The sequence below is a fragment of the Bacillus sp. BB081 genome, assembly GCF_008368895.1.
GTDB classification, from domain to species: Bacteria; Bacillota; Bacilli; order Bacillales; family Bacillaceae_G; genus Bacillus_A; species Bacillus_A wiedmannii.
This window is the reverse complement of record NZ_QOZX01000034.1, coordinates 93134-113751: the sequence shown is the minus strand read 5'-3', so window position 1 is coordinate 113751 and position 20618 is coordinate 93134. Positions and strand designations below refer to the sequence as shown.

Below are 20618 nucleotides of genomic sequence, written 5' to 3'. Positions count from 1 at the left end.
TGGAACAAACCTTTCATGATGGACTGGCTACATTGCGTAGGCATAGCTCGATAATCATTTTGAATCATAGCCTTAAATAGTGCATCTAGAAAGTTGTAATCTACATAAGGTTTTTCAAAATTAGGTTCTGAAAACAAATTACATTTAATCTCTTTCTGTTCTTCTTTAGGCTTTAATTTCTCTTTTTCCAATTTCTTCTGATAGGCAAGACGTTGTATGTCATTCATCTTACCAATATTTTTATGAATATTATCCAGAACTTCTTTTTGCAAAGGCTGCAACTCTTTTTCTTGTGTTAATCCAGTGTACACCTGGCGTATATAAAAGTTTGTGGTGTTGTACATGTTCTTAGCGTTATGACAACATTCTTGAAAATAAGAATACATACGATGCCCTTTTTTAATCCAAATTTGAAGAGTTTTATAGTTTGATGGATTTTCCTTTGTCATTTTATTCACCTCCTTCTTAAGGATATTATAGCAAAAAGAACATACGTTTTCATTTTTTCTCGAAAATAAAATATTTCTTTCGATTCACCTCACCACCTTCACTTACGTTTAGAGGTGGGAGTCCTCTCGAAAGAAATGATAGAAAAAGATAGGAAGGCAGAAGTACTTTTTATATGATTGATTTATTAGAAACGTTCGTTCTTACTTTACGTTGTGATAGTACATAATAAATAGCGATTCCTAATGAGAAGATCAATATACAGCTTAATACGTAAAACGGCAGCATTACTCCAGCTTTAGATACACCCGCTGTAAACAGCATTAATAATACAATGCGTATTCCTGTACCAATTAAGCGAAATAAGCTGTCTACACGTCCCATTACTTCATTTGGAATTTCCTCCATCATCAATACATTTCTCGCCACTCTTGTCCCCGCATTTCCAATTGCATGAAAAATCGCTAATCCATATAAAAACAATACAGAAGGTTCAATACTCATTGCGGTAATTGAAATTACATAAATGAACATCGTCATAACGATTGAAACTTCTGTTTTGACATATTTCATTATGAGTGGAATACAGATTCCTGCAACAACCGCTCCGACACCGTACATCGTGCCCTCTATTGCGTATACAGAGGCATTGGCTTTGAGTATATCCGAAATATACACGGGTATTAAATAATTTGCCATCATAACACCTATAAACGGCATATAAGTGGCCAGTAAGAACCAAAAGAGCTTAGGACGTTTTTTCATAAAGTGAATTCCTTCAAACAATTGCTTCTTAAATGTTATTTTTCTTTTCACTTCTTTTTTCTTTACGTACGGTATACATAAGAAAAGAAAAAATGCTCCAGCAAAAGTTAACATGTCTACTAACAAAATCCACTTCAAAGATACAATTTCAATTAAGAAGCTTGCGGCCGCTCCAGAAATAACTTGTGTTAACTGTCCTTGTATTTCCATCGTTCCACTTAAACTTTTATAATGTTCTGCTTGAAATATCTCTTGGTTGAACGCAAATATTGTAGGGTAAAATAATAAATAGTAGAATGATCCGGCTATATAAATAAGAATATAGTGAATAGAATGATAGGGTTGCCCAGCAAATCCCCATATAACCATTATCCCGATTACGGCTATTCCGATTCCTTCGTTACATAGCAATAAAGATTTTCTTGAAAAACGATCAATACTTTGCCCAATGAATGGTGTTAATAAAAACATAATGAGGGTTGCAATGATAGAAACATAACCAAACGTTGTCTCTCCTCCACTCTCTTTAATTAACAGCCAAGGAATCGTTATCATAACAATTCCGGAACCAATAGCAGATAGACTATTGGCCCCTAGAATGTAATACAAGCGAGAATCCTGATAAAGTGAGGACATATCACTCCACTCCTAGTTGTTTTTTCACCTCTTTATATACGCTCATATATGCTTTTAATTCTTTAACTAAATCATGAATTAATGGTTTTGCATCTTCTCCCAGTTCACCGTCTTGTACATGAAGTCCATCAAGCACAACTTGTTTTGGGATTGCATTTGCGTACACCCCTCTAGCAACAATACGCATACTGTTTAATGCGTTAATGCCACCTTTACCGCCTCCAGCAATTGCAAGTAATGCGACAGGTTTATGAATAAATTCACTACTGCTTAAGTAATCTAACGAATTTTTCAACGCCCCACTCATTGTATTATGATATTCAGGTGTACATAGTACTACACCGTCTGCAGTTTTCACTACTGCCTTTAATTTTTTTACCGCTTCTAATTCACGTTGTGATTCTTCCCCGTTATATAAAGGCAGTTCCTCTACTGATAAATCGTATAACTCCCCTTCAAATTGATCAGCAATATATTTTGCCACCACGCGAGTTCTACCGAATTTTCTTGGCGTACCGTTAATAACGACTAGTTTCATAATTATTTCTCTCCTTTGTTTTTCAGTTATGCTTATATATTATCAGAAATTTCTATACAAAACACAATATAAAGAGGGAACTAGCTTGATAAAATAGTATAATAGACGAAAAAAATAACTCATACGAAAGTATGAGTTATTCACAATTACTTTTCCTCCTCTTTATGACACAGTATGCCTATGTTTCCTTTCGCTTCAAAATGGTTATACGCTTTTACTGCTAATTTGATACGTTCTTCTGGTAAGGCTACATATTTCATAATATTTTCTATTATTTTTTCGTACGGAGTAAACACAATTCCTGGCCACTCCATCTCGTCCTCTGGATTACTATTTTCCGAAATAATAAATTTCTTATTTGCCACTGCATAAGAAACTCGAGGTGTTTCAAGAATTCCTGATAAGTAAAAATGAATATTTAATATAATTTTAGACCTAGCGATCAATTCATTTCTAACAATTCCCCACGCATTATTTTTAAAAACAATATTTAAATTCGGGGCAACTGCTTTTAATTGATCAAAAATAGCTTGCCGCCTCGGATTAAGAGCACCTATAAACAGTATATCGATGTCTTCAGTAACCTCATCTTCAAATGCATCTTTTTTTATTTCCAAAGTTGGGGCATAGTTCATTCCTATATGTCTTATTTTTTTTCCTACACCTTTTTGTTTTAACCATGCTATATTTTGTTTACTATAATCCCAAATTTCCTTATCTTTTAATAACATTAAATATAGGGGATGCGCATAAGGGCTTCCTTCATATAGCTGTTCTAAATTATAAATAATTGCATTTTTCGGAAGCAGATTCGGATTATGTGCATATGTATGCGCTCCAAAAACAATTGTATTTTTCACATTTTCTAGTATTGTTTCTGATATGATTGCTGTATTTCCCTCCTGCTCCAATCGCCATTTCAAAGCTCGCGCGACATCTATGAAACTACCATACGTCTTTGGGCATATAAAAAGACAATAATCATATTCTTTATTCAAATAAGCTTCCATTAGCCTTAAATTATTTTTATACAAATCCACATCCGGATATTTAATTAAAAGCTCATTTGCATGTTTTTTTGCTACTTTATATAATCCAGCATAATAAGCAGCAATGCACCTTCTTAATTCAATTCTTTGCCGATGCTCATCTGCTACGTCCATGTCTAAAAGAAGAGTTGCGATACAATATGCTTTTAAATGATCACGATCATAATAATAATCTAGTAGTGGCATCAATTCTTCATACGTATTTCCATGCACAGATTCTCCTAACTCTAGCGCCCATCGTATTAATTCCATTATTACTCCACTACTCCTTTAACCGAAATTGTATTTAATAAAATTTCGCATTACTTTCAACCATATTTGCTATATGCAACGGTAGATCTTCTTTTTTCGATTCCAAAAATTTTTGTGATACAGCACCTAAATGCTTTTTATGTGGTATATAAAAAGCACTTATAGAAATCTCATAGTCAAATAAGTAATCATACACATGATAATCTACAAATAGAAGATCATTTTTTGGAAAAGGAATTTCCTTCCCTTGCAACGCATACATCAAGGCAATATTATTTTGAGATTTTAATCGATACATTCTTGCAAGTTGGTATAATGGCTCAGCCCGAGTTGGTCTATATTCCCACGCTTTTTGAAAATAAAAAATAGCTAATGCTGTATATTGCTCTTCTAGCATCTTAGCATTTTCTTTTTCATCCGCTTCTGTTACTTCATATTGTTTATTTGCTGAACGGTTTGCTAATTGTTCATAACAAAATCCTATTCGCAATAACGAATAGAACACCTCTTCAACCCATCCACCTGCTTCCACCCGTTTTTTATACCATTTAATCGAATCTTCAAATTGACTTAAATGAAAATAAGTTTGGGCTAAATAAAATAAATATCTTATATGCAAATCTGGCGTTGTTTCTGGATCACTCAATCCTTGTAACAACAACCTCTCATCTCTCTCAAATTTATCAGCTTTACTACCACCATCCCCAGGATCGTTAACGACAAGCGTCTCTAACCTAGCTACCCTCGTATTGTAATCCGTGCCAACCTTGGAGCGATTTATATCCCAATACTCATGAGTAACACCGACAGACTTCCATGGTAAAGAAGCTTTCAGAAGGCGTGTAAGCCAATACTTAATATGAATATCATATTGCATTGTAAGATAATGGTCTTCCGTTAAACTAGTCTTATCAAACTCGGGATCAACTTCTAATATCATATCTGCATCTAATATTAATAAATAATCTGCTTCTGGATATGTTTTTTGTGCCAATGACACTGCTAAACTTCTGTTATAACCAAAGTTTTTAAATGGTTCATGATGTACTGTTCCAGGGATTTCATTTTCTTTACACCAATTTTCAATAATTTCAGGTGTATGATCAGTTGATCCCGTATCACAAATAGAAACAAAATCTACAATTGATTTTGTAGCATTTAAACATCTTTCCATAATTCTAGACTCGTTTTTAACAATCATACAAAGACATAACTTTTTTTCTTCCCCTGCATTCTTCACTTGCTCATTTCCCATTTAACCACCTCATATTTTATTAACACGCTCTTTTCATATGTAACACCATTTCATAGCTACACTGATGACATAATCATCCTTTTACTATTTATGAAAATTTCATTTTATTTATTCTTACTTTTATGTTAGGACATCTTTCATGCTCCACTATATATTTGATACAATCAGTACAAATAAACAGTGATTGATTGGTGTTTTTAAAGTAGAGATTTCTTACACTATAAAAAAAGAAACTTGCGCCTTTGCACAAGTTTCTTTTCGAAAATCATTTCCTATTTTTTCACAACTTCATGTCCACCGAACTGATTACGAAGAGCTGAAACTACTTTTCCGTGGAATGTATCATCTTCTTGAGAACGGTAGCGCATAAATAATGACATTGCGATTACCGGTGCTGCCGCTTGAAGTTCAAGTGCTGTTTCCACAGTCCATTTCCCTTCTCCTGAAGAGTTCATCACACCTTTAATACCATCTAGTTTTGGATCATCTGCAAATGCCTTTTCAGTTAAGTCCATTAACCAACCGCGGATAACCGATCCGTTTGCCCATACTTTTGCAACATCTTCATAATTGAAATCAAAATCACTTTTATCTAACACTTCAAAGCCTTCAGCGATTGCTTGCATCATACCGTATTCAATACCGTTATGAACCATTTTTAAGAAATGACCACTTCCGACGCGGCCTGCATACGAATACCCATTCTCTACTGCTAAATCTTTAAATAAAGGTTCTAATTGATCATAAATTTCTTTTTCTCCACCAACCATTAAGCAAGCGCCGTATCTAGCTCCTTCTACACCACCTGATGTACCGATATCAACGTAATGTAAACCAAAGCTTTTCGCTTCTTCAGCACGGCGTAACGTATCTTTATAGAATGAATTTCCGCCTTCAATAACGATATCGCCTTCTTCTAATAATGGATATACATCTTTTAATACTGACTCAACAACTTCTCCCGCAGGTACCATTACCCAAATTGTACGAGGGGCTTCTAATTCAGCAATCATTTCTTTTAATGTATGACGAGCAGTAATCCCTAAAGCCCCTGCCTTTTCAACAAGCTCTTTATTAACGTCGTATACAACTACTTCATGCTTGTCTTCATTTAAATGTTCTGCTAATGGGAATCCCATTTTTCCTAATCCAATTAAACCTAGTTTCATATTCATCAATCTCCCATTCTATACAAATATATTTAATAACGAAATGAGTCCAAGTGCTACAACAGATAATATCGTCTCCATTGCAGTCCATGTTAATAATGTTTCTTTCACAGTCATTCCAAAATACTCTTTAATCATCCAAAATCCAGAATCATTTACATGTGATAAAATTAATGACCCTGCACCTGTTGCAAGTGCTAGTAGTTCAACATTTACACCTGGTGTACTTGCTGCAATCGGTGCTACAATTCCAGCTGCTGTCATCATAGAAACAGTAGCAGATCCAGTCGCGATTCGGATAAGTGCTGCGATTCCCCAACCTAATAATATCGGTGAAATATGAGATTCTTTCGCCATTTCTGCGATTATCGTTCCAATTCCAGAATCTAATAATACTTTATTAAACGCACCGCCTGCACCAATAACTAACAGTATGTTCGCAATTGGTCCTAAACAATCATTTGTAAATTGTAATACTTTATCTTTTGAGAAACCTTTTGCATAACCAAGACTAAAGAAAGAATATATCGTTGCAATTAATAATGCGACTATTGGATCTCCAATAAAGTGCAATACTTGTGCAAGTTGGCTTGTTTTACTTAGCGCTACTTCCGCAATCGATGCACCTAGCATTAGAAATACTGGAAGTAAAATAGTAAACAATGTATTTCCGAAACTAGGAAGTTCCTTCTTCTTATCTCTTTCAATAAATTGTTCCGCTATATCTAACGGTACTTCTTTATGTATACGAGCACCAATCCATTTCCCGTAAAGCGGACCTGAAATAATTGCAGTTGGAAGTCCGACAATTAATGCATATAAAATTGTCTTCCCTACATCTGCTTTAAAAATACCTACCGCTGCCATCGCTGCTGGATGTGGCGGCACGAGTCCGTGTACAACGGATAGTCCTGCTACTAGTGGAATACCGATTGTAATAAGTGATACCCCAGTTTCTAACGCAATTGTAAATACTAATGGAATTAATAGTACAAATCCAACTTGGAAAAACACAGGAATTCCTACTAAAAATGCAACAAACATCATTGCCCAGTGAACACGTTTCTTCCCAAAACGACCAATTAATGTGTTAGCAATTCGTTCAGCACCGCCAGATTCGGCCATCATTTTTCCAAGCATCGTTCCTAATGCTAAAACTATCGCTAAAAACCCTAACGTACTTCCAAGACCCGATTTAATAGAATCAATAATCCCTGGATGTTGTGGTGAAGTTGCAACCAAGGGCATCCCCATTGCTAGCCCAACTCCAATTGCTGTTAAAATTAACGCGACAAACGGATGCCATTTTACTACCGTAATAAGTAAAAGTAGTATGACAACTGCCGCAAGTACGATTCCAACTACCATTTCTCCCAATCCCCCTATTGTTTACGTTGGAAAGCAGCTATACAATCAAATTCTTCTTTCAAGCGATTGTAAAGTCGTTCATACATATAAAACATTTCTAAATATATAGCCGTATTTTCTTTATTCGGTACATGATGATGAACAATATCAATCCAATCCTTTACCTCTTCAAGAGAATCAATTTTTCCTACAGCATATAAAGCAACTGCCGCTGCCCCAAGCGCAGATGCTTCATGACTTTCAGGAACAAGCAATTCTTTTCCCATCATATCGGATAACATTTGTCTCCAAAATGCAGATTTCGCAAAACCTCCTGAAACGCGTATTTCAGTAAGTGGCCCTGTACAATCCCTGATTGCGAGTGCAACAGAATATACGCTCATACAAACGCCTTCCATGACTGCTCGTATAAAATGTTCTCGCTTATGCTGCAAGTTTATTCCGAAGAATGTACCACGAGCATTTGCATTCCAGTATGGTGCACGTTCTCCAGATAGAAACGGTAAAAATAGCAATCCACCCGCTCCAGCTGGTACACTTTCCGCATACTTAATTAATAAATCATACGGATCAATGCCAAGCTTCCTTGCAACTTCTTGTTCCGGGCTACCAAATTCATCACGTAACCATCTCAGTAATATTCCACCGTTATTTGTTGGTCCGCCGATCACCCAATGCTCGTCTGTTAATGCATAACAAAATGTTCTTCCTTTTTCATCTGTATTAACACTTGATGAAATTGTTCGAACTGCACCACTTGTTCCAATCGTAATTGCAGCTGAGCCTGGTGATATTGCCCCAACGCCTACATTTGCAAGAACTCCATCACTTGCACCAATAACAACTGGAGTATCTTTACGAATCCCCATCTTTTGTGCTAATTCTGGTTTCATATCCGATAAAATATATGTAGTTGGTACTGGAGTTGATAATTGTTCTGAAGAAATATTTAACATTTCCAAAACATCAACATCCCAATTTAGCGTTTCTAAATTGAATAACCCTGTAGCAGAAGCAATCGAATGATCAACTACGTAGCGTGAAAATAATTGGTAAATAACATACTCTTTAATAGAAATAAATTTATAAGCACTTTTATATAATTCTGGTTCCTCTTCTTTCATCCATAACAATTTAGATAATGGCGACATTGGATGAATTGGTGTACCTGTACGTTTATAAATTTCATGTCCATTCATATGTTGTAATAATTTTTCTGCTTGTTTTGTACTCCGATTATCTGCCCAAATAATAGAACGCGTTAACGGCGCACCATTTTCATCTACCGCAATTAATGCGTGCATTGCTGTACTAATACCGATTGAAGAAATATCTTCTGATAATACGTTACCTTTTTCTATGGCAACGCTTACAGTTTTATAAACAGCAGCACATATTACATCAGGATCTTGCTCAGCCCATCCGACGTTCGGTTGAATAATTGGATAATCAACTGCATGTGACGCAACGACTTTTCCTTTTTCTGTAAACACAACCGTTTTTGTACTTGTGGTACCGATATCAATCCCGATTACTCTCCCCCTTGTTTCCATGCGAATCTTCCCTTCGTTTCTAGCAAAATACGATTTAGTAAACCGTTTACATGAATTAGTATATAAAATATTTTTTCATTAATCAAGTTTTAAAAAGAAAATTTTTTTCATAATAAAAAATAAAACCCCTCATTCCATTTCATTTACATACTAAATTTAGATTTTCCCCGCGGTAAAGTTGCGAAATATTCGTTACGCAACACACTCTCTTTTTCTTTCATTAACAACACATACATAGTCCTTCCTTACGTTCTACTCATTTGCATGAAAAAGGAGTTGTACAGCAACTACCTCCGCAATGGAAATTTTGTGCACTTTGCTCGTTTTTATTGTATGAAGTTCACTCGTCCTTTTATCTTAATAGTCTTAGAGTGCGGATCCTACTATCACTTTATTAACTTGTAAATATATGTTCCATACTATAAAATCTAATAGTATTTATATTTTTCAGAAAAATAAAACAATAACACTGAATTTATTGTATAATGTTGTAAAAAGATGTCGGAGGGATTTAATGTTACATAAAATATCTCAATTCACAATTAAGCTTTCATCCATTCTTTTATCACTGTTACTATTATTAAATTTACCTTATTTATTTATCACTCAACAAGGATTCACCTTTCAACCAATTTATTTTTTTAACCAGATCGTTACTATGTTAAAACAGGTTTTCTCACCTGAATCATTGTTGGTTATAGGATCAGACCCAAAGTTTGGTCATTTAAAAACAACACCATTATTTCCAACTGTTTTAGAACCTTATCTATATTCATTTACTATATTATTTTTAGCCTTTTTGCTTGCACTCTTTTTATCATCTAGCATGGCATTTTTTTATTTTTTGGCAAAAGATTATATAAAAAAATGGATAAACCGAATTGTGTTCATATTAGAAGCTGTCCCTGATATGATGATAATGATTTGTTTGCAAATATTTTTCATATGGGTACTTCAGAAATTCAGGGAAGCTCCTTTCACCATTATTTCTTTTAATGAAAATCGAGCTTATTTACTCCCTATTTTATCTTTATCTGTTTTACCTACATTACAAATGTTTCGAATGATGGTGTTATACATAAAAGAAGAACATGGAAAACATTACGTAGAGGTTGCATATGGCAAAGGCCTTTCATCAAGTTATATACTTTGTATTCATTTATTCAAAAATATATCTATCCACTTCTTCCACCATTTAAAAACGATTTTTGTTTTCTTACTGTCTAACTTATTCATTTTAGAATTTGTTTTTAATATGCAAGGCATTATTCAATTTTTATTTAAAAAGGCGTTTATTTCACCTCCAGCTGCATTTATCATACTTGTCATGATTATCTTACCGTTTTATGCCATTTTTCAAATAATCTCTTTCATGATGAATAGATGGCAAAAGCAATTGAAAGGAGCAGCTTTATGAAATCTATTTGGAAATCAAAACGCTTTTTAATCGGCTTTACTTATTTATTCATACTTGTTTCAGCTAGTTTTATTTATAGTTGGTTCTTTAAAGATAACATCCAAAAACCTCCTCAGTTACTTTACAATGACAATAACGAATTACTTGGAAAGGCCCCCTTTCCGCCATCGTTAATACCGCCTTTTGGATCTGATCGTTTTGGAGAGTCTGTTTTCTTACAAATTATAGAAGGAGCAAAATTCACTATCTTATTAGCTGTGGCAATTAGCTTCTTTCGAATTTTATTCGGAACATGTATAGGAATCCTCTTAAGTTTATATGTTCCAAAATTCAAGAGATTTTTCCAGGCATGCTCAGAAGTTTTTTACTATATTCCTACTTTATTTATCGCATTTATACTCATCACGCCCGTTAATATTGTAATCATATCAAATGCTGATAGATTAGATCCAAATATTTCATTTGCGTTTTATCAAGTACTCGTACTTATTTTCGTCGCTCTGCCTACACTTTCTTTATATATATCCTCAGAGGTTGATGAATTTATGAAACAAGATTATATTTTAAGTTCACAATTACTGGGTGCTAGCCGTTTTCATATTATCAAAAAACACTTACGAGTCTTATTACTTGACCGCTTATTTGTGTTATTTATGGAACATATCGTCCAAACTCTCATACTCGTTATCCATTTAGCGTTACTTGATATTGTAATTGGTGGGATACAAATGCGTGAACTCTATGACGGAGTGCTCAAACCCGTTTCTCTATCTAATGATTGGGCAGGCCTTATTGGATTAAATCGTAATGAAATGAATCTTTCATGGTGGATTATTTTTTATACTCTCGCTTCATTCTTTATTACGATTCTATTTATTAAGCTTATGACAATCGGGATTCAGGATGCACTGAAAGCAAGAGATTCGCAAGTTGTAGCAATTCAAACCGTTCCAAATCAAAAGAAATTTGTTAAACATCAAGATTCTTTTTCGTTTGCAAATAAAGTGAACCTTTAATCATATCTCATTAATCAAGTATGAATAGGCATTGATATTAGTAGAATATAAAAAAGATGATCCCTATTGAATAAAGGGATCATCTTTTTATGCCGTCTAACTTTTTTTACATGTACTTTGTTAGACTCATACTTTTTATATTTAAAGTGAATTATTTACAATTACAATTATGCTGTTTAAAATCGATTACCATACGTCCTTGAATTCTGCCTTGTTCCATTTCTTCGAATACATTTTGTACTTTATCTAGAGAACAAGTTTGAACAACCGGCACTACTTTTCCTTCTGCACCGAACATAAATGCCTCTTCTAGATCCTTACGAGTACCAACTAGAGAACCAACCACTTCAATTCCGTCTAGTACAAGGCGCGGAATGTTTAAATCCATAGTTTCTACTGGTAAACCTACTGCAACGACTTTACCACAAGCACGTACTGCGTCAACTGCTGAATTGAATGCTACTTTAGAAACGGCTGTTACTACAGCAGCATAAGCACCACCAAACTCATCTTGAACAATCTTATCAGCAGGGCCTTGAGAAATTGGATTGATAGTCATATCCGCACCAACCTCTTTTGCTAACGCTAATTTATCGTCATTAATATCTACTGCAATTACCTTTGCACCAAATACGTTTTTAGCATATTGGATAGCTAGGTTACCTAATCCACCACAACCGTAGATGACGATAGGTTGACCAGGTTTAATGTCTGATACTTTTATTGCTTTATATGTAGTTACGCCCGCACATGTGATTGATGATGCTTGAGCAGGATCTAATCCTTCTGGTACTTTCACCGCATAATCAGCTGTAACAATACATTGTTCTGCCATACCACCATCTACTGAATAACCAGCATTCTTAACTTCACGGCAAAATGTTTCTCTACCTGTTACGCAATATTCACAACGTCCACAAGATTGGAACATCCATGCAATACTTACACGGTCACCTACCTTTAGTGAAGTTACATCATCAGCAATTTTCGTAACAATACCTACACCCTCATGACCAAGAATACGGCCATCTGTGTTTCCAAAATCATGATTTGCAACGTGTAAATCAGTATGACAAACCCCACAATACTCTACATCTACTAGCGCTTCACCTGAGTGTAACGGACGTAATTTCTTTTCAATAACTTCAATGTTTGCTTTACTATTTTTATTTACCACTACTGCTTTCATATGTGATCTCCCCTTTAGTGTTTTAGAATTTTAATGAGTTCATCTCACAACTTCTGTCTTCACTGGTTTGGCTAATTATTATGCCAAATTTAAATGTTCAATCATCATTACACGTTCATCATAACATGTAATTTTAAAAGCCTATTGTTAAATATTGAACAATATTTGAATTATTAACCAAATGTTTATTTGAAGGGAAAACCGAAATTGCATCTATGTATAGTTTATTAGAACTCTACGCGGGAGTAAAAAACTCAATTAATAAAGATTTTTTAAAACAGGAAATTATAATTATCAAATTTTCACAAAAAACTATTGACCAATATAAAAAGCCCTTCAACTGAAGGACTTTTTATATTCGTTTCATCGAAATTGTTTCACGTATACTTTGTAAATTTTGCAGCGTCTCTTCTTGGCGTTGTAACGATAACCCAACGTATAAAGTATCTAACAAACTTAACTGTGCTAATCTTGATGAACTTGCTTCTGTACGGAATTCTGTCTCACGTGTTGAAGTATACAAAGTAATATCAGCAAGTTGACTTAATGCTGATTTCTGATAGCTCGTAATTGCAATAATGTGGGCTCCTCTTGCTTTTGCTACTTCTAACGCTTCCAGTAACCCTTTATTGCTACCAGAATGAGAAATTGCAATTACCACTGCTTCTTTAGTAAGTAAACCCGCACCCATAATTTGAAAATGTGAATCTGTATGAGCAATACAAGAAATACCCGTTCTCATAAATTTATGATATGCATCCATCGCAATAATACCAGAACCACCATTTCCATAAAACTCAATACGACTTGCATCTTGCAATACCTTTACGGCTTGCTCTAGCGCTGTATCATTTAACAAATGCAATGTATCTTGCAGTCCTGTAATATGCGAATGAAAAACTTTTTTAGCAACAGTTACCATACTATCTTCTGCCGATACTTCTTCATGAATATTTTGCATAGGAGTATGTACAATTTCACGAGCTAATGTAATCTTTAAATCTTGAAACCCTTGAAAACCGAGGTGCTTACATAAGCGGAATATCGTAGCTTCAGAACTATTCGTAACTTCAGCTAATTCTGTAATAGATTTATGTACAACATCTTGTGGATGTTTCAATATATGTTCGGCAATACTTCGCAATTTCGGTGATAAACCGTTTAACGAAGCCTGAATCTTTCCAATCCCACTTCTTGTACCTGGCATAGCATATCTTCCCCTTCCATCGTAGTTTTATTGTACCTAATTATAGAAAGAAGAAAAACCTTTATTTAGCACTACTATAAATTGAAACTTTAATCAGTGAGAGTATTGTACATCTCCCACTAATTATAAGCCCGCAAATAGCGGGATAAATTTTAAATACTCCTATGTATTCTGTCGTAACAAGGGACATAATTATTCATACTTATTATTTCCCCCGTGCTTCACCGCATATAATGCAGCTTGCGTACGATCATCTACTTCCAATTTAGCTAAAACATTTGAAACGTGTGTTTTCACAGTCTGTTCTGTAATATGAAGCTCTGCTGCAATTTCTTTATTACTTCGCCCTTTCGCAATTTCACGAAGTACTTCTTGCTCTCTTTTCGTTAACATGGAAAAAGGGTTTTCTTTTTCTTTCTTGACTGCTGACCGTCCGAATAGTGCTGGTGTTACTTTCGGATGAAAATTCGCATTTCCTTCATGTACTGCAATGATAGAAGCAACAAGTTGCTCTGGTTGTACTTCTTTTAATTGATAACCATCTGCTCCAGCTTCCAGTGCCGGTAAAACATAATCTTGCTCTGAAAAACTGCTTAATATAAGTATCTTTATTGTTTCATCATATTGTTTTATCCGTTTTGTTGCTTCTATACCATCCATCTTCGGCATTGATAGATCCATTAATACTACATCTGGTCTTTCCGTTTGAATGAATGTTAATGCCTCTTCACCATTTTCTGCTTCCCCAACTATTTCAAATTCTTCTCTCGTTTTTAAAAAGAATATAAGTCCTCTTCGAACGATATGATGATCCTCAACTAGTAGTAATTTAATCTTCAATCTTCTTCTCCCCTTTAAACCGGCAATTGAATTTCAATTTTTGTACCCTTTTTCAGCTCAGTTTTTATTTGAAATGATCCCCTCATTAACTGAATACGTTCCTTCATACTTTTTAAACCGAGCGCTGACTCTCTTACGTGATCTTGTATAAATCCTATTCCGTTATCCTCTATGTAAAAATACAACTGGCTATTTTCTATTTTTAAAAGAACATTTACCTTTTCACATGAAGCATGTTTTTTACAATTATGTATTGCTTCTTGACTAATACGCCATAAAACTTCTTCTATTTCATCTCCAATTGAAACCATACCATCAATTCGAACTTCCACGTGGATCCCTAACAACTTTCCGTAATTTTTAATTGCTTCTGCTAAACCTTTCTCTAATCCTTCCGGTCTTAATTGCCAAATTAAAAGTGTCATTTCTTGTAATGCTTCCTGTGATAATTCTCCAATATAGCTCAACAGCTCCTGCAAGTCTCTATCTTGCGTCATATTTAAAGTACCTTTTGCTGTCAGCATAATAGAAAATAACAATTGTTTTACTGAATCATGTAAATCACGTGCAAGTCGATTTCTTTCAGCTACCACTACATATTTACGTTCTTTCTCCACTAACTGAATACGTTGTATTGTCGTTCCTATTTGAAATGCAATTGATTCTAGTAATGCTAATTCTTCCTCTGAAAAATGTGTTTTTTGAGGCGAGGCCACATTTAATAGACCAAACTTCTCCGATCCAGACCTAAGGGGAATTGTCGCATGATGCGTAACATCTTCGGTCTCTCCCCAATTACATTCAATCGCATCCTCTATTCGCTTACATTCAATAATATTTGTCGCTTTTTCCAATCTGCCATTCACAAAACGCTCTACACACCAACAGTCTCCTTCACACATCGGCTTCTTCTCTTGCCACGTAAGAGCTGGCGGTAAGTTTTCATCTACAAGCATACGGTGCTTTCCACTTTCATCAATAAAAAAGATCCACCCTGTTTGTAAATTCATAACTTGTAACAATGTATGTAACACTTTTTCTAACATGACTTGTAAGTCTGTTGCTTCATTTAATAATTCTGCAATTGCTTTTAATGCTTCTAAACGATGCATCTCTTTTTCTTCAAAGTTCATTTTCATCACCATCTATCATTATAACATTAAGAAATTTCTAAATTCTACAAATAAGAAAGAACTGAATTCCTTCAGTTCTTTCTTTATATCGATCATTTTATTATTGTTTTTCTATCCAATGTTGGAAGCTAGATTTTTGTTAACAAACTATTCTATTTTAGCTGTCCGATAAAGATTGTCCACCATGGTTATGCTGTATACTTTCAGTAGTAATGAACATATTTGCTGATGGCATTTGCACTTGATTCTTATGGAACATAGACATTAATTCAAATCTTACTTGTCTAGAAATTTCAAAATAATCTTCTGGCTTTATTAAACCTGTAATACAAAATTCATATCCAACATATTTAAGATTCGGGTTTAAATCTGTGACACCAACATATTTAAACGGTTCAACAGCTTCATCCTCTACTTTATAAAGACTCGAAGCCAATTTTTCATTACAATTAACACAAACTTCTTCTAACAATTCCTTAACTCTTTTAGGATCTTCCTGATAACTTACCGTAATCCGTTCAATTACGCGCATCCATCCTTTATTAAAATTTTGTATCGTCCTAATCTCTCCGTGTGGTATCGTAAGAAGTTTTCCTGACCATTCACGAATTTGCATAAAACGAATACTAATTTCCTCAATCGTTCCTGAATTTGTTCCGTTAAAAGTAACAAAATCGCCAACACGAAACTCTTTGTCCGCTAATCTCGCAAAGCCTAATATAACATCTTTTAACATCTGTTGTGCAGCAAAACCGATAACAACACCCGCTATCCCTGCACCTGCAATGATACTTTTTATATCTACAAATTGGCTAATTAAATATATGATTAGACTGATGATAATGATATATCTAAGAATAGATCGAATCACACTTTGAATCGTTTGCTCTACCTCTTCATCAAAAAAGCTTGATTTCCTAAAAAACCAATCAATAATACGGTTGATTACAAAAGAGATAATGATTAAAACTAATGCAAATAGTAAAAATCTTAAAAGTAAAAACTCTCTTACATAATTAAAAAATTCTTCAGTATACGTTAATAAACTCATCCATCCACACCCTTAACTAATGAAAATTTCATGAAAAACTAATTTATTGTCATACCTTTTGATTTCCTTAAAACTTGTTACACTTTCTTCTATAAATATACCCTTTTTCATTAACTAAAGGGGGATAACTATAGAATTTTTTATAAGTGACTTTATTTTAAGACCTCAATACTTCCCTAAACAAAAAGGGGAATATTAACACAGCGCCGAATTGTTCATTTGAAAATTTTTTGACTCGCGGAGGTTACTTACAATGGGCTATAACGTAAAAAGAGACCTTTTTAAAGGCCTCTTTTTTTCACTTCACTTCTGCATGTAAGCATGACTTAAAATGTCCAAGTGCAAATTCATGTCCTTGCGCATTAAAAGATGCAACTGCCTTTTCATAAACTACAATTTTAAATCCTTTATTATAAGCGTCTACTGCTGTGTGAAGAACACAAATATCAGTACAAACACCTACAAGATGAACTTCTTCTATTCCTCTTTCTCGTAACTTCATTTCTAAGTCTGTTCCTGCAAATGCACTATATCGTGTTTTATCCATATAATATACATTCTCTGCATTTTTATATGTTTCGTACACTTCTTGTAATTCACCAAACAGATCTCTTCCATTTGTACCAGCTATATTATGAGCCGGGAATAACTTTGATTCTGGATGGTATACATCGTTTTCTTCATGTTTATCAATCGCAAAGACAACGTAATCTCCATTTTCAATATATTGCTTCGTTATATGGACAATTTCCTTCTCAATTTCTTGTCCTGGTTTCCCGCATGTTAAAGCACCTTTTTCAGCTACAAAATCATATGTATAATCAATATTAACAAGAGCTCGTTTCATAACTACTATCTCCCCTTCTTCTGTTTCACAGTAAACAATAGAAAATTTGTTATTACGACATCGTATGTACTATTCGACATTTCAAATGAAATACCTACATTTTTCATGTAAAACTTACCTTAATCTGAGTTTATCATATGATAGATAAACAATGGTAAAACAAATAGCTCCTATTAACAAATCATGAATTGTTAATTGAGCGTAATTTGAGTCACCTCTTGGATCATAAACCAAATGACTGACATCGTTAAAATAATCAAGACGATACGAATACACCGATTCACATCTTCAGCCTCTTTCTCTATCATAGTAGAAACAAGTAATTTCTTCCTACTTAATCGTATTAGAAAACGAAACAAGTGATTTACTATTACATCCTCTAGTATAAACAAAAAAGTACACTACTTTTTGAGTAATGTACTTTTTATTCTTCTTATGACGCTGGTTTTGTTTCGAATGTTGCTTGATTTAAACTAATAACCTTTCCTTTTGGATCATTGTTTTCATACTGAACTGCAGTAATCGTATGACTACCTGTCTCAAGTGTCTTTTCTTTTAATTGTACTGTTGTCTGTGTTGTACTAGTGACTTGATGTTTATCTGCATATACTTGATCTACAAATATAAATGTTTCTTTATCATTTTGAAAATTAGAAAGCTCTAATTCAACATGTTGAATTAAAGTATCCTTTTTGATGAATACAGTTGGTATATTGCCGTTTTCAGAAGTACCATCTGGTGTAATAACTTTTACTTTTCCTTCACCAACTGGTACTGCACCTTCAGGGAATACTACTATATTCTCATTACTTGCATTTACAACTCGTTCTTCCTGCTTTGATTGCGCATCCTCTTTTTCTTGTGGAGCACCGCAACCAACTAATAACAATACAGACAATCCAGTGATTATGAATTTTTTCAAAATTCATCCCCCCTGTCATTTCATTATAATTTATTATACAAAAATACCTTTTAAATTTTAAGACTATTTTCAACACTTTCATGAACAAATAGAATCTTGCTCACGATTAATGTATCATACTTTCCTTAATAGAACATTAATTTTTTTTATGAAATAAATAGTAATTCCCTCTTATCTATCATTTTAGCCCAACAAATTAATTACATACCTGTCCAAAATAAAAAGACATTGTTCATTCAATGTCTTTTTATTTTAAGCTTTAAAAAACAAATGTTGTAATCTCATCTACTTCTTTTCTTGCAAGTTTCTTCGGCTTATCTTTCGGAAAACCGAGTGAAATAACCATATTTATTTGTTTTTCAGACTCAATTTGTAAATATTGGCGTAGTTCATCTTGAGCTAACAATACCGGTCCTGTCATTGGACAAGTACCCATCCCTTTCGCATGTGCAGCCAACATTAAGTTTTGTGCCGCTAAACAGCTACTCTTAATTCCTTCTTCTTCCCAAACTGAATCTGGAACAAAAGCAATTGGATCAAATATCTTTTCGCGAAATTTTGATTCATATGGTGTTGCCAAACACACGATTAATACAGGTGCCTCTGAGAAAGCTGTTGCATATGGTCCAAATGAACGGGTAAGTAATTTCCCTGCTTTCTCTTCTCCGTTTTCTGCCGCTTTTGCCGCAAGTTTATGTAATGCATCCCAAGTCATTTGCTCAATTTCTTTAATTTTCTCTCGGTTCATAATGACCAAGAACTCCCAAGTTTGTGAGTTCGTATCACTCGGTGCATAACGAGCACAATCAATAATTTCTTTTATGTCACTAATGGATACTTCTTGTTCTGTGAACTTCCTAACACTTCGTCTACCGTGAATTACTTCTTTAAAATCTTCATAATTCATACATTAAATCCCCTTTTTACAACGTTTTCAAATCTTGTCCTATGTTTGAATTATATCATGAAAAAAAGCTGGAGGAATACCAGCTTTTTTCTTCAATATTAGTTCGTAACTTTAAACAAATGAATACTTTCTTCATATGCAACTTGGAGTTTCTTTGTAATTGGTCCTCTTTCGCCGGTTCTAAACTGTTCATCACCTATTTGAACGACTGGGAATATTTCAAGTGGTGTCGCTGTAAAGAAGCACTCATCAGCCTCATATACTTCTTGTAGTGAAAATTCTCGTTCTTCTACTTCAATATGTAACTCTTTCGCTAATGTAATAACGAAGTGACGTGTAATGCCGTGTAGAATGAAGTTGTCAGCCGGATGTGTAATCAATTTATTATTCTTCACCATAAAGAAATTTGAATGACACCCTTCAGTTACAATTCCATCTCGTACTAATATCGCTTCTTGATAGCCTTGTTCGTTTATTTTATTTTTAATCATAATATTAGGTAGCAGATTTAAAGATTTTATATGACAAAACTTCCACCGTATATCCTCTTCTACCGTAACTTTTATTCCCAGTTCCATAGCAGCAATTGGTCTTGGAAACGAAACAATATTTGCAAAATATGTTGGTTGCATATTTGACTCATATACATGATTACGTGCTTGAGCACCTCTTGATATTTGCAAATATACATTCCCATCTTCTTGAAATTGATTTTTTTCAATCATTTGATGCAACTCTTCCACTAACTCCTCCTTAGTAAAAGGTGGAATTAGTTTTATTTCTTCCATAGAATTAAAGAATCGTTCCAAATGTAGATCTAATAAATGTGGCTTCCCATCATATAGTCTGAATACCTCGTATATACCATCACCAAATTGAAAGCCTCTCTCCTCTAATGGAATCATCGGCTGTTCTTCCTTCGTATTTACAATTCTTCCGTTAAACAAAATCCAATCTTTATGAGTAGCTTTCATTCATTCCCACTCCTTTATTCCATAATTGGTTTAATTGTACAACTTATCCACACTCAAAAGAAGGAATTTTCTGTATTTTTACA

General features: G+C 34.2%; 18 protein-coding genes and 2 pseudogenes. 2 read left to right on the top strand and 18 right to left on the bottom strand.

Annotated features, from left to right (window positions below; genetic code table 11):
• The 8 genes and pseudogenes from DN394_RS16095 to gntK form a co-directional block, all read right to left on the bottom strand.
• Positions 1-449: pseudogene (locus DN394_RS16095) on the bottom strand (RNA-guided endonuclease InsQ/TnpB family protein); the annotation flags it as partial.
• A 169-nt stretch (positions 450-618) separates the two neighbouring features.
• Positions 619-1848: an MFS transporter gene (locus DN394_RS16090; protein WP_000097181.1), complete on the bottom strand. Its 1230-nt coding sequence runs from the start codon at positions 1846-1848 to the stop codon at positions 619-621.
• Between the two features lies 1 nt (position 1849).
• The gene (locus DN394_RS16085; protein ID WP_097994755.1) at positions 1850-2386 is read right to left on the bottom strand and encodes an NADPH-dependent FMN reductase; all 537 of its coding nucleotides are present in this window, start codon (positions 2384-2386) and stop codon (positions 1850-1852) included.
• A 146-nt stretch (positions 2387-2532) separates the two neighbouring features.
• Positions 2533-3687, bottom strand: coding sequence for a CgeB family protein (locus tag DN394_RS16080; RefSeq protein ID WP_046955698.1), 1155 nt, complete (start codon positions 3685-3687; stop codon positions 2533-2535).
• A gap of 34 nt (positions 3688-3721) precedes the next feature.
• A complete protein-coding gene (locus DN394_RS16075) occupies positions 3722-4942 on the bottom strand; it encodes a tetratricopeptide repeat-containing glycosyltransferase (RefSeq protein WP_097915993.1) in 1221 nt (406 codons plus the stop codon).
• 272 nt (positions 4943-5214) lie between these two features.
• Entirely contained in the window at positions 5215-6111 is an 897-nt protein-coding gene (gnd, locus tag DN394_RS16070) for a phosphogluconate dehydrogenase (NAD(+)-dependent, decarboxylating) (protein WP_097994754.1), read from the bottom strand.
• An 18-nt stretch (positions 6112-6129) separates the two neighbouring features.
• The gene (locus DN394_RS16065) at positions 6130-7479 is read right to left on the bottom strand and encodes a GntP family permease (protein ID WP_141475346.1); all 1350 of its coding nucleotides are present in this window, start codon (positions 7477-7479) and stop codon (positions 6130-6132) included.
• Positions 7480-7493: 14 nt separating this feature from the next.
• Entirely contained in the window at positions 7494-9032 is a 1539-nt protein-coding gene (gntK, locus tag DN394_RS16060; protein WP_097994753.1) for a gluconokinase, read from the bottom strand.
• Positions 9033-9546: 514 nt separating this feature from the next.
• Here gntK and DN394_RS16055 point away from each other — a divergent pair.
• Positions 9547-10449: an ABC transporter permease subunit gene (locus DN394_RS16055; protein ID WP_149293964.1), complete on the top strand. Its 903-nt coding sequence runs from the start codon at positions 9547-9549 to the stop codon at positions 10447-10449.
• Positions 10446-11465 (top strand): ABC transporter permease, encoded by a 1020-nt coding sequence (locus tag DN394_RS16050; protein WP_141475344.1) that lies wholly within the window; start codon positions 10446-10448, stop codon positions 11463-11465. Before DN394_RS16055 ends, DN394_RS16050 begins: the two co-directional genes overlap by 4 nt.
• 151 nt (positions 11466-11616) lie before the next feature.
• Here the strand turns inward: DN394_RS16050 and adhP are convergent, their stop codons facing one another.
• The 10 genes and pseudogenes from adhP to dat all read right to left on the bottom strand — a co-directional run bounded on the left by adhP (position 11617) and on the right by dat (position 20535).
• Positions 11617-12654 carry an alcohol dehydrogenase AdhP gene (gene adhP / locus DN394_RS16045; protein WP_097915982.1) on the bottom strand — a complete coding sequence of 346 codons (1038 nt, stop codon included), beginning with the start codon at positions 12652-12654 and terminating at the stop codon, positions 11617-11619.
• A 352-nt stretch (positions 12655-13006) separates the two neighbouring features.
• Positions 13007-13861: a MurR/RpiR family transcriptional regulator gene (locus DN394_RS16040; protein WP_001119633.1), complete on the bottom strand. Its 855-nt coding sequence runs from the start codon at positions 13859-13861 to the stop codon at positions 13007-13009.
• Between the two features lie 192 nt (positions 13862-14053).
• Positions 14054-14701, bottom strand: coding sequence for a response regulator (locus DN394_RS16035; protein ID WP_097915980.1), 648 nt, complete (start codon positions 14699-14701; stop codon positions 14054-14056).
• Positions 14702-14715: 14 nt separating this feature from the next.
• On the bottom strand, positions 14716-15834 hold the full coding sequence (locus tag DN394_RS16030; RefSeq protein ID WP_097915978.1) for a GAF domain-containing sensor histidine kinase: 1119 nt from the start codon (positions 15832-15834) through the stop codon (positions 14716-14718).
• 157 nt (positions 15835-15991) lie between these two features.
• Complete coding sequence (locus DN394_RS16025) at positions 15992-16885, bottom strand: mechanosensitive ion channel family protein (protein ID WP_098705030.1); 894 nt, start codon at positions 16883-16885, stop codon at positions 15992-15994.
• A 298-nt stretch (positions 16886-17183) separates the two neighbouring features.
• Positions 17184-17732, bottom strand: a complete 549-nt coding sequence (locus DN394_RS16020) for a cysteine hydrolase family protein (RefSeq protein WP_098705029.1) — start codon at positions 17730-17732, stop codon at positions 17184-17186.
• 114 nt (positions 17733-17846) lie between these two features.
• Positions 17847-18040 (bottom strand): annotated as a pseudogene (locus tag DN394_RS16015) (hypothetical protein).
• Between the two features lie 125 nt (positions 18041-18165).
• Positions 18166-18654: a putative periplasmic lipoprotein gene (locus DN394_RS16010; protein WP_000713499.1), complete on the bottom strand. Its 489-nt coding sequence runs from the start codon at positions 18652-18654 to the stop codon at positions 18166-18168.
• A gap of 259 nt (positions 18655-18913) precedes the next feature.
• Positions 18914-19561 carry a nitroreductase family protein gene (locus tag DN394_RS16005; RefSeq protein ID WP_097994747.1) on the bottom strand — a complete coding sequence of 216 codons (648 nt, stop codon included), beginning with the start codon at positions 19559-19561 and terminating at the stop codon, positions 18914-18916.
• A 98-nt stretch (positions 19562-19659) separates the two neighbouring features.
• A complete protein-coding gene (gene dat, locus DN394_RS16000; protein ID WP_097994746.1) occupies positions 19660-20535 on the bottom strand; it encodes a D-amino-acid transaminase in 876 nt (291 codons plus the stop codon).
• Positions 20536-20618: the final 83 nt, after the last annotated feature.